Below are 12,379 nucleotides of genomic sequence, written 5' to 3'. Positions count from 1 at the left end.
ACATCTGACAGTAGCGGCATCTCAGCCCAGGGGCACCACCTCTCTCTACACCGCGGATGTGTCGTATCAGCGTTCACAATCCGCGCACAGTGGGATCACGTTTTAGCGTGGATACCGTTGCCAGACAGGGTTACCTGTGTCGTGGCGTTTGGCGTGCAGCAGCACGGCTGCTGCGATAGCCGTGCTCTCGATCAGGTGCGAGTGGCAGCGATTGCTCCGTGAGTCACGAGAACAAGTGTGGTCATCTCACGTCTGTCAGGCTTGACCATCCGTGATGAGCTGGCCGTGTGTGAGCGGTGGTGTGGGTTGGGGTGTAATCGTTCAGTCTGCCTGTCAACCTTTTTCTCCCGTTCTGTGACAGTAGGAAAGCCGCCCCTCGGAGTGTGGCAATACCATCATCGGACTGATGAGCAGTAATGCACAGTATCAGTGAAGATTTGATATAAGCCAGGCTTTCGCCCATCTTACCCGCAGAATTGAACACGCCAGATCAAATTTTAACCAATACGGGTGCATCATCACCGCGACTCTCAATCGTCATTAGTCAGCCCAGTCTCTGCATGGTGTTTTGCCGTGTTGTCCACGATGTGCGCCGAGCTTCTCTTGGAGTGGACTGCCAGCCCCAGCTCATGCATCCCCATCACCAGAAGCACGTACCGGCACGGGTACGCGCTGCGATCCGCACCTGCCGGTCATGCGGTAAATGCGGCAGCCTGGCTTTTGCACGCCAAACCGTGCGCCACTGGCTCCGGTCGGAAAACCACACCTACGCCGGCGTGTGATACTACGGCGTGTGCAGCGGAACCGCCGTTCTCTGTAGCCGTGCTTAGATCACTGTCGGCGTAGAGATGCAATCACCAGCGATAACGTCTGGTAAACCGGATTTGATATCAGATCAAGGCATGCGTCCCCTGTCGCTTGTGACTGACCGCCGTCGGCGGTGCAATCGTCGGCACAAACGCGGGTTCGGCGTCACGGCGCAGGATAGTATGTTTGCGCCATGCTTCCTCTGATTGCGGGTAATCCTGGCGGAAATGACCACCACGGCTCTCGGTACGCAGCAGGGCCGCAGTGACGATGAGTCGTGCCGTTACTCCAGCATTAACGGCGGTGATGCGATCGGCTTCATCTGGCCCGGCACTGATTGGCCACTCTGCCAGCCTCGCCAGTGCCCTCCGGAGCGTTGCACCGTCTCGCAACGGCCCGGCAGCTCGCATGATCTCGGCCAGGGCAGAGCGCCAATCAGCAGGAAGTGGTGTGGAGATTGGTGCTATCGGAAGCGGATCGGGCACGGGAACGGCTCGCCCGCGATAGGCAGCGGCGGCTTCACCCGCCCGGCGACCAAAGACAAGGCATTCGAGTAACGAGTTGCTGGCCAGCCGATTCGCGCCATGCACACCCGTACAGGCGACCTCACCGGCAGCGAAGAGTCCCGGCAGATTGGTTGCGCCACTCAAATCGGTACGTACCCCTCCCATGAGGTAGTGGGCTGCCGGTGCCACCGGAATCGGATCACGCACCGGATCAATACCGTCGGCCCGTAAACGGGCACAAATGGTCGGAAAATGATGCTCGATCTGATCAGGTGGCAGATGGGTCAAATCGAGCAAGACGTGATCGCAGCCTTCCTCCTGCATTGCTGCAACAATGCCGCGCGTTACCACATCGCGGGGCGCCAGTTCGGCACGCGGATCATAGGCCGGCATAAAGCGCCGACCGGTTGGCGTGTAGAGCAATCCACCCTCACCACGGGCAGCTTCGGTGATCAGAAAGCCATAACCGGCGCGGGTGCGATAGACCGTAGGATGGAATTGCACAAACTCCATATCGGCAATCTCGGCTCCGGCGCGGTAGGCCAGTGCAATGCCTTCACCGAGAGCCGTTGGTTGATTACTGGTTAGCCCGTACAACGCACCGGCGCCGCCGCTGGCCAGCACGGTTGCCGCCGCCAACACTCGCCACCACGACCCATCAGCCTGGCGTACCAGCACTCCGACCACGCGCTCATCGGCAGTTAACAATTCGACCGCCTGAGCCTGCTCGCGCACACTGATGAGTGGCGTGGCACGCACTCGCTCGATCAACACCTGGGTTACGGCCCGCCCGGTTGCGTCGCCGACGTGAACAATGCGTCGCCGGGAATGCCCTCCTTCCAGCCCTAACGCAAATTGATCGGCATCGCGCTCGAAAGGTACCCCCAACATCGCCAATTCACGCATTAGCGCTGGTGCTTCATGGGCAAGCACTGCCACGGCAGCCGGATCACACAAGCCAGCTCCGGCAGTAAGAGTGTCGGCAACGTGAATGCCAGGCGAGTCGGCCGGGTCCAACGCGGCAGCAATCCCGCCCTGGGCCCAGGCCGAGTTACTTTCGGGGAGTGAACCTCGTGCCAGGACGAGCACGCGCACGCCATGGGCAGCCGCAGCCAGCGCCGCAGTGAGACCGGCTGCGCCGGCGCCAATAACCAGGACATCAACAGAGCGGTCGCGTACCGATGGCATGCGCTGCAGAATGCAGCGCTGAGTAGGAAGGGCTTCCATCATATGCTCCTCTGCCAGGTGTGAGGTGAATACTTCAAATGTGCAAAGATTATGCAGACCTACAACGCCAGCATCCGGTCAATGGCGATTCTGGCCCGTTCGGCAATCTCCGGCGGTACTGTCACCTGTTCGCGCAGGTCGCGTAGACTGTCGCGCACCTTTGCCAGGGTAATCAGCTTCATGTAGCGACAGCTTATCGACTCATCGATGGGAACAAACTGCTTATGCGGATTGGCTTTGCGCATCCGGTGGAGCACCCCGATCTCAGTGGCAACCACAAACCGGCTGGCCGGCGAGCGATTGACATGCGCAATCATTCCCTCGGTGGAGAGAATATGCGTGCCCCGACTATCAATGGCGCCGCGAGCCACATAATCCATTGCGCTACTCACACAGCCACATTCAGGGTGAATCAGAAACTCGGCGTCAGGCATTGCCGCTCGCTTCTGTTCGATCATGGTTGGTCGGATGGCGGCATGGACGTGGCACTCGCCAGCCCAAATCTTGAGCGGTCGCCCCGTTTTGTGGCGTAGATAACTGCCGAGGAACATATCAGGCAAAAACAAGATGGTTTTATCGGCAGGAATGGCGTTAATAACCCGCTCGGCATTGCCTGACGTGCAGCAATAATCACTTTCTGCCTTAACAGCAGCACTGGTATTTACATAACTTACAACAACCGCACCTGGATTCGCAGCTTTCCACGCTCGTAACTGCTCTACAGTAATAGAGTCGGCCAGCGAGCAACCCGCCTTGGCATCGGGAATAAGTACCGTCCGCTGCGGATTAAGGATAGCAGCAGTCTCGGCCATGAAATAGACACCGCACACCACAATGACGTCAGCGTCGGTCCGGGCTGCGGCCTGCGCCATACCCAGCGAGTCGCCGACATAATCGGCAATCTCCTGAATTTCGCCGTATTCGTAATTATGCGCCAGGATGATCGCATTGCGTTGGCGCCGGAGGTCAGCAATTTCGGCGATGAGGCTGGCAGCCGTTTCACCGGTTGTTTCGTAGATCTGGGCGACCATGAGATATTCTCCAATTTAGTGTTATTATTACACTTTTAAGAATTGCGATGAGTATACACCGCTGGCGAAATATTGTCAAGAGGTCACTAACAAAAATGTTAGCAACTAGTCCTCTTTTTCCCCTTCCCTTTTGTCTGCTTTGGCTGCACAATAGGTCTGTCAGGGCGAATCGTGGCCATGCAGAGATGTGTCATCTCCCGCATCTTTTGCTATTTGCTGCGTAACTTCGAAACAAACTTTGTCGACGATTCGTTTAGGCGTATACAAGTAAACACCTTCCGCGTCGTCGGAGTAGTATGTGGAAACGATGATGACCGGGCAGTTGACTGAATGGCGTGATCTAGAAGACTACCTTGAGCCACATCAGCTTGCCGATTTGATCACAACCGGCGATTTACCTGCTGAAGTGCGTGCGCGTCTGGGCCTCGATTTGCGGGCCAGGCTAGCAGCAAATGCTGCTTATATTCCAGCGCACATTGTTCGCCAACAATTGGCCGATCCGCAGCCTGGTCGCACCGGTGGCTCGTTTTGGGAAGGATCGCTCCTTTTTGCTGACCTCTCCGGTTTTACCGCATTGTCAGAGCGCCTGTCGGTGTTGGGACGTCAGGGTGCCGAAGAGGTTTCGGCAGTCGTAAATCGGCTCTTTGCCGCTTTGCTGCACGAAGCGCAGGTTCGTGGTGGGGTGTTACTCAAGTTTGGTGGTGATGCGCTGACCGTTTTCTTCGATGTTACGACTCTTGGTAATGATCACGCCTGTGCAGCCTGTGCGGCGGCAATGGCTATGCAGCGGCGGATGGAGGAATTTGCTCATCTTTCAACGCGGGTAGGTGATTTTTCCTTACGTTTGCGAGTTGGTGTCCATGCCGGACGGGTCTTTGCGGCTGAGGTTGGTGATCAGAGCCATATTGAACTGGTGGTCACCGGACCGGAAGTAAATCGGGTTGCATTAGCACAAGAGATCGCTGCGCCGGGTAAGGTTGTTGTCAGTGACCAAACCTTACAGCGTATCGAAGGGTATCGTGTTGAACCTCGTCAGGCAGGGTTTTATCATCTCCTCGATCTGCAACCGGCAGTAATCCCGTTAGTGCCATCGTTAAGCTGGTCGCTCAGTGGCCCAGACGATCTGGCAACGTTGAACCGCCTGGCCCGTCAGCTCAATGCTCTCCAGCCCTATCTTGTCCACCGCTTACCACGACGTTTTCTCGATCCTGCTGCCGGCGAATTGGGTGAATTTCGCCCGGTGACCGTGCTCTTCGCCAACGTCTACGATTTTTCCCGCTATCTCATCAAGCTCGATAGCGATCCGGAACTGGCTGCGGCTATCTTCAATGCCTACTATCGACGTGTGCAGGCAGTGGTTCATCACTACGAGGGTATCATCAACAAAGTCGATATGTATACCCACGGTGATAAACTCATGGCTTTGTTCGGCGCACCTACAGCCCACGAAGACGATCCGATCCGTGCTGTGCGGTGTGCCCTTGAATTGCGTACAGTCATCCAGGATGCAAACCAGGAGATCGGTAAGTTAGCGGGAACCCTTGCCCCGCCACTGGCTCAGAAGATCGGCATTAATACCGGTACTGTCTTTGCCGGGCGGGTTGGTGGTGCGGCACGTTATGAATATACCGTTATGGGGCCGGCGGTGAACCTGGCCGCACGCCTGATGGCTGCCGCTCCGGAAGGGGCTATCTACCTCTCACCAAGCTCGCAGATTGCTGTACAGGATCAGATTGTCTTGCAGGCCGCTGCACCGCTGACCTTGAAAGGACTGAGTGAACCGGTTACACCAGCACAGGCTGTCAGCATTGCCCCTGTCTCCAATCGCCATGACGATGAGCAACTGGCGGTAGCACCTCTGATCGGCCGTGATGCCGATCTGGAACAGGTGTTGACAACAGCTCGTGCTGCGTTGCGCGGACGCGGGGCTACGATTGCAGTGGTTGGTGAAGCAGGTGCCGGTAAATCGCGATTGGCCGAGGAGGCAATTCAGCGATTGGTCATTGATTCAACGGCCCATCAGGATGACCATGAGGATGTCCCACCGTTCACCATTCTCTTTGGTGATTGTCAAAGTTACGAACAACGTACTGCCTATGCGGCGATCCGTGCACCGTTGATCAGTGCATTGGGTCTTGATGCCCGGAGTGCTCCCGATCAATTAGCGGCCAATGTCGTACATCGCCTTGAGCACCTGGTACCGGAGCTTAGTCGCTTCGCACCGCTTCTCGCCGATGCGCTGGCGCTTCCGATTGCTGATACGCCGTTAACTGCCGGCTTGTCTTCTCAACAACGCCATGATCGGCTGCAAGAGCTATTGGTTGAGATCTTTCTCCGCCTGGCTGCCCGTGAGTCGCTTCTACTGATCCTGGAAGATTGCCATTGGGCCGACTCGCCATCGCTTGAGATCCTTGAGCGGTTGAGTAAGGCCGTTTCTGATCGTCGCCTGGTCTTGTTACTCACCTACCGGCCCGAAATGATATCGCCGGCCCCATGGGATGAGCTTCCCAACACCATCCGCATCGAACTAGGTGAGCTACGTCCAGAAGATAGCCGGACGTTGTTAGAAGCACTGCTCGGCGGATCGCCGCCGGAAGCGATGTTGCCGCTGCTGGATCGTACTCAGGGTAATCCCTTCTTTATCGAGGAGTTGGTACGGACATTAGTTCGTGATCGGCTGTTGATTCGCGACAGCACAGGTGCTGCGTGGCGATTGGCCCGTTCGGTTGAAAAGATCGAGCTACCCCGTAGTATTGAAGGGTTGCTGATTGCCCGCCTCGACCGTCTGGATGAACCACGCCAGGAGCTGGTGCAGGTTGCTTCAGTCATTGGCCGACGTTTCCAGCGCCCAGTGGTAGAGGGCGTCTACTCTAACCCGCCGGTACTCGATGAGAGCCTGGATCGCCTGATCGAGCATGAGTTGATCCAGGCCGATCAGCAGGAGCGTATTCTGGCCTATATCTTCCGGCATGCGCTGTTGCGTGATGTTGCCTACGAGGGCATTCTGTATGCTCGCCGGCGCATGTTACATGCCCGCGTGGCCCGGCGGATTGAAGAGATTGCTGCGCATCAACTTGAAGAACAATACGCAGTGCTGGCGTGGCACTTTTTGCAGGCCGAAGAGTGGCAACCGGCATTGCATTACCATCTCTTGGCTGCCGCTCAAGCACATCGTCGCTTTGCCAATCGCGATGCGCTGGCGCTTTATACAACGGCCCTGAAAATTGCTCCGTATCTGGCAACAGTATGGGAACCAGATCGCTTGATCAACCGGGTTGCCGAAATTCATGAAGCAATTGGCGATATTCATTTGACATTGGGCGAGTATGATGAGGCTGAGCGGAATTTTCGGGAAGCACTTCAGTTAAGTCTGCCTCCTGCCGACCAACCGGTAAGTGAGCGCTGGCTACGCTTGCACCGTATGCTGGCTTCAGTTGAAGAGCGACGCTCGAATTATCAGCAGGCGTTTGCGCTGTTAACCGAAGGGATGTACCGTGCTCATCAGGGATTGTTGGCCGAAACCGCCCGTTGTTATCTGCTCGGTGCCGGGATTGCATACCGCACCGGCGATTACACCCACGCAATGGAATGGGCGAATATCGGCTACAAGCTGGCTGTGCAGAGTGATAGTCTGACCGATCAGGCCAGAGCGCTCAAAATTATCGGCAATATCGCCAGTGATCAGGGAAATCGAACGCAAGCTGTCGAAGCGCTCAATCAGGCGCGTGCTCTCTATGAACAGGCGAACATGCTGGCTGGTTTGTGTGATGTGCTCAATGACTTGGGGCGTGTCTATACTCAAGCTGGACGCTGGGCTGAAACCATCGCAGTGTTTGAGCAGTCAATGGCAATTTCCGAGGCTATTGGCGATGTACTGGCTACGGCACGCACAGCCAATAACCTGGCAGTTGTGCTGGTAGGTCGGAATGAACTCGAACGGGCTGGTATGCTGTACCAGCGTGCCGGTGAACTCTTTGCCCGCCTTGGTTCCCGGCTAGGTGTAGCGGTGACGGACTATAATCGTGGTGAGGTGTTACTCAATCAAGGACACGCTGCTACTGCCCTGAACCTGTTCATCACTGCGATTGCCGATCTGGAATCAATTAACGCCCGCAGCTTTCTGCCAGAAGTACTCCGTCTGGCGGCGCTGGCCGCACTGGCACTGGAAGATGTGGCAGGTGCACGTGCATACGCACAACGTTCGCTAACTATTGCCGAAGAATTGGGTCAGGCCGATGATGCTGCAATTGCAGAGCGGGTGTTAGGCGAAATTGCGCTCGCGGCTGGTGATTTGCCAATCGCTGCCGAATTGTTCGAGCGGAGTGGCAATACGCTGGCTACATTGGGCAATCGCTATGAACTCGGGAAAGTTCGTTATCAACAGGCTCGTCTGGAATTGGCACGTAAACAGCATTCGACAGCAGCAGTAGCTCGTGCCGAAGCACTTGCTATCTTCACCGAACTCGACGCCCAACGGGATCTGGCTCTTACCAATGCTTTACCGGTTTGAGAGCAACCCTTCCCTGGGTAAAGGAGAATCCTATGCAACGCCTTCTGTTCGTATCGGTGTGTTTCGCTCTTCTCGTAGCGCCGATGGGGTTGGATGTGCGTCCACAACCGGCAACCGCGGCTTCACCTTTACCGGTACACCTAGCCGAGATCACTAATTTACCAGAGATTACCGAGATCGAGCCAAACAACCGGATTACTCCACCTGGTGTTTCGGCCCAACAAATTGCATCCGGACGTACTGATAGCTGGCGACAGCCGATTACCGGTGTGATTACCTCTTCTATCGATATTGATTACTTCTACTTCGATATTGATGCTCCAGGTTCATTGGTAACCGTTGAACTCACTAACTTGAACGCTGATTATGATCTGGTCTTCGGTGGTGGGGTTGATCCGGAAACCGGACAGGGTGGAATTACAAATACCTTTGAATTTGATGCTGGTCAATCCGGTTTGGAGGATGTTACACAAATCGGCGGACAGATTGCCTCCATTGGCGGACAGATCGCCTCCATTGGCGGCCAGATCGCCTCCATTGGCAGCCAGATCGCCTCCATTGGCGGCCAGATCGCCTCCATTGGCGGCCAGATCGCCTCCATTAGTGTCAATCCGGGCAACAGTGATGAGCAGATCGAGATTATTGTCTGGCAACCGGGGCGCTATTTTGTCGCGGTTGCTCCTTCCAATGCCGGCGAAACCAGCTCCCAACCGTACCGGCTTACCATTACCTTCGAACGAAGTACGTTACAATCGTTAGGACCGGCACCGCATGTGCAGTTTCTGACTGATAGCTCTGATCCTGATGTTACTACACTCTACATCATTAATTCCGCTCGTATGCAGGAGCTATATTCTGATGAGCTTACGGCGATAGATATTATTACGACCACTCTCTCTTCTCCTGGTTATTCCGAGCTTCAGCAATTGGTTTGGGATGAATCTGAAAATGCCCTGATTCTGGAAAAAGGTGCAGTCATCGATCTGGAAAACCTGGAAGTTATTAACAGCAGCGGTGCAACCCCGTTTAATCAATTGCTCGCCAACTGGTCACAGCCGGTTAATCAATCCAATCCGCTCTATGCGAATTATCTGGCCCAGATTATTGATCACGTCATCGAAGCGGCTATCGCACCTGCTGGGGATGGCCGTTCACGTAATGTTCGGGTTCGTTATCAGATGCGAGCCAATAATGATCTCGATCCAGGTAATGAAAGCAACCCGACAACGCCATACCCAAATGTGCGCAATATCGTGTTAATCGGTGGGGATGAGATCATACCCTTCTTCCGCCTGCCCGACCTGACAACGATTGCCAACGAAGCCGATTATCTCGACTATTTGAAGACGATTGATCAGAATACGAACGGTGAAAGTCTTATTTCACCCAACAACCCACTCGGTGCGGCATTGCGTAACCGTATGCTGCTAAGCGATAATCCCTATGGCACCGACCGACCCTACCGCTTTTACGGTTTTCCGCTCTTCGTGCCGCGGCTGGCTGTAGGCCGCATTGTTGAAAGACCCTCCGAGATCGCCGATTTTCTGCGTCGCAACGTACCGGGATTTAGCGAGGAGAATGTGTATCTACGTGATAGTGATAGTTTCTCACCCAGCCTGTCTATCACCGGCTATGACTTTTTAATCGATGGGGCGAACGCAATCTCGCGCACCTTGCAGCAGGCAACTAGTGTCAGCGTTACGAAGCGGGTCTTGAATGATAATACGTGGAATCGGTTTCGGTTTGAAGCCGAATGGCTCGAGCAACCACTCGACACACCGGGCTTCTTTTCTTCTCCTCTGGAGCCTTATTCCAATACTAAGACCCTCGTCAGTTCACTCAACGCTCACTTCGATCACTGGCAACTGATACCGGCAGTAAGCAGTGGCAGAGATCAGAATTTCCCTGCTGAACAAATTCTGGCGGTGTCGGTGAATGATTCTTATTGTTATCTTTATTATCCTTTTTATTGCCCTGGTTTCTTCTACAACACGCTCTACTATTCAGTGGGCTGTCATAGCGGGTATAATGTGCCGTATGCTGCCATCGATCCCTCTCTTGGGTCGCGTAGAAATTTCTACGCTGCCGATTTTGCGCAGGCCTTTAACCGCCATGCCGGAAACTGGATCGGGAATACCGGTTATGGTTATGGTACGCTTGATGGCGTGGATTACAGTGAACGTCTGGCTGCATTACTAACGCAAGAACTGGTGCGGAGAGAGATGCGCCCCGATCCCAGGGCCGCCGGCGGTGAAACCTACGTAGGGCGTAGCATCGGCGATGCGCTGGTAAATGCGAAGCTCCGCTATCTGCGCACCTCACTTGGTCTCAATGTCTACGACTACAAGGTGCTGGCAATTACCACTCTTTACGGCTTGCCATGGAAGCGAATCTTTGTTGATAATCCGCTATCGGCATCGGTTGAAGACCTGAATGCTGAGCTGCTTACCGGTGACCGTACAGCACCCGTGCCGGTGGCCGGTAGTCAATTGACCCGCACGATAACCTTTACTATCAACTACGACACTAACTATCTGGAACCGACTCGCAGTGGTCAGCTTATCCGGCTGAATGCTGATAACTTTACGATTAGCGATACGTTCTTACTTGCCAGCACCTTTAACGTTACCCCGACGGTTACTATCCTTAACAATAACCTGATCGGGATGCCGGGATTACCCGCCTTTACCTACGACATCACCGCGTTATCGGGTAGCGATGACGACAGTGATCGTGATCCGTTGGTAGTGCGTGATATTATCTTCGTAGGTGGTCAGTACAATACGGTAAGCAATTTCAATCCAACGATTACGCAAATTGTGACCGAAACCTTTGAGCCGTTGATCACCACGACGATTGAACCAGATTTTAGCGCTGGAATTGGCTTCTGGGTACCTGATCGCTTCTTCGGTCATAGTCGCACCGAGGGCGACAACGGCCCGCGTGACACCCTCATCAGTACTGCGGCCCAGTTCCGGGCGACCAATGGTATTACCGGCACGTTGCGTACCTACACGCAGCTTGTCTTCCAGGTGCTCTACACTGATCCGAAAGCCGATAATGCTGAAGAAGCACTTAGCGATCAGACACCGCCTGTCATTGAGCGGGTGCGCATTGCCGGTCAGGATGGAAACCTGCAAAATGTTTCAACCCCGATCGAAGTCTTTATCAGTGATCCAGACAATCCCACGAATCCACAGGTCACCGTAACAGGTGTCTATCTTGCCGATGATGATGTAACCTGGACACCACTCACTTTTTCACAGGATGACCAGAATCCACACCGCTGGATGGCCAGTGTGCCGCGAGCCTGGCCTGATGTACGGCTCATTATCACAGCGATTGATCAGGCCGGTAATTCGGTAATGTACACGGCGAAAGGACAGTTTACTCCACCGACGTATCAGCTCTTTCTGCCGGTTGTTAATAGTCACCAATCGGCTATTTCTGGTGATAATGGTGACGCTGGCGGTAGTGCAATAGGTGGTCAGTTGTATCTACCTCTCGTCTCCCGAAATGCTGTGAAAGTAGTGTACGAGTAGGGCAGTGTTGATAGGAGGTGTGAGTCTGGTGTTATGTTGCGATAAGCTTCACTGTGCTTGAAAAGATTGTTCGACGGCCATGGTCAGGAGAACTGAGGCGGTTGCAGGTAGCAGTGTACAATTCCTGCTGGTCGCGGTTCTCCTCATGTTCTCTGGCTATAATCTCAAATCTTGCGCATTGCGGGGCATCACTGCAGGTTACCTGATATGCGGTAATATCAAATCTGGTTTCATAAAAGTTATGGTACGCTATCTACCGCTACCCTCGCGCTGCGCCTTTAGCGTTCCGTCGTGGTAGACAAGCATCGGTATCCTCTGGGAGTGCGCCGGAGGCGCGCTCCTTACCTGCAAGCATACCACCTGCGTCCTGCCGATCATCGTGAGTCAGAATCAGCTCGCGGGTAGATCCCATCCCCAGCGGAGTCGGGTTTAGGGGCGGACAGAATATATAAGCTCACGCAACTTCTGCCGCATTAGGACGCCCCGGCGCGTGGCTCTGGTCTCACCTCTACCGCGCACGGGAGAGGGGTCGGGGGTGAGGGCCAACCAGCGCATCCCAACACCATGAATCTCCTTGACGCTCAAGCGTTCTGTCCGCCCTTGAACGGAGTTGGGTGAGAGTGAGGATGTATCGCCGTGAACTACCAGACGCGGAATCGCCATCGCACGCGCACCACCTATCACGCTGGCGGTGACCTAAGCGTAGATAGCGAAAACGACGTTTCCGCCGCGCACGGTATTACAGACCGAAGGCGA

General features: G+C 54.8%; 4 protein-coding genes. 2 read left to right on the top strand and 2 right to left on the bottom strand.

Going from position 1 to position 12,379, the window contains the following annotated elements; genetic code table 11:
* Window positions 1–890: 890 nt before the first annotated feature.
* The gene (gene nadB / locus VAE55_RS15365) at window positions 891–2,543 is read right to left on the bottom strand and encodes an L-aspartate oxidase (protein ID WP_322816612.1); all 1,653 of its coding nucleotides are present in this window, start codon (window positions 2,541–2,543) and stop codon (window positions 891–893) included.
* 56 nt (window positions 2,544–2,599) lie between these two features.
* Window positions 2,600–3,571: a quinolinate synthase NadA gene (gene nadA / locus VAE55_RS15360; protein WP_322816611.1), complete on the bottom strand. Its 972-nt coding sequence runs from the start codon at window positions 3,569–3,571 to the stop codon at window positions 2,600–2,602.
* 307 nt (window positions 3,572–3,878) lie between these two features.
* Between nadA and VAE55_RS15355 the strand changes: the two genes are divergently transcribed.
* Window positions 3,879–8,081: an adenylate/guanylate cyclase domain-containing protein gene (locus VAE55_RS15355; protein ID WP_322816613.1), complete on the top strand. Its 4,203-nt coding sequence runs from the start codon at window positions 3,879–3,881 to the stop codon at window positions 8,079–8,081.
* 32 nt (window positions 8,082–8,113) lie between these two features.
* Window positions 8,114–11,623 (top strand): peptidase, encoded by a 3,510-nt coding sequence (locus VAE55_RS15350; RefSeq protein WP_322816610.1) that lies wholly within the window; start codon window positions 8,114–8,116, stop codon window positions 11,621–11,623.
* Window positions 11,624–12,379: the final 756 nt, after the last annotated feature.

Origin of the sequence: Chloroflexus sp. (assembly GCF_034432675.1) — a bacterium.
Classification (GTDB): Bacteria; Chloroflexota; Chloroflexia; order Chloroflexales; family Chloroflexaceae; genus Chloroflexus.
The sequence above is the reverse complement of the archived record's forward strand: the minus strand, read 5'-3'. Positions and strand labels throughout refer to the sequence as shown.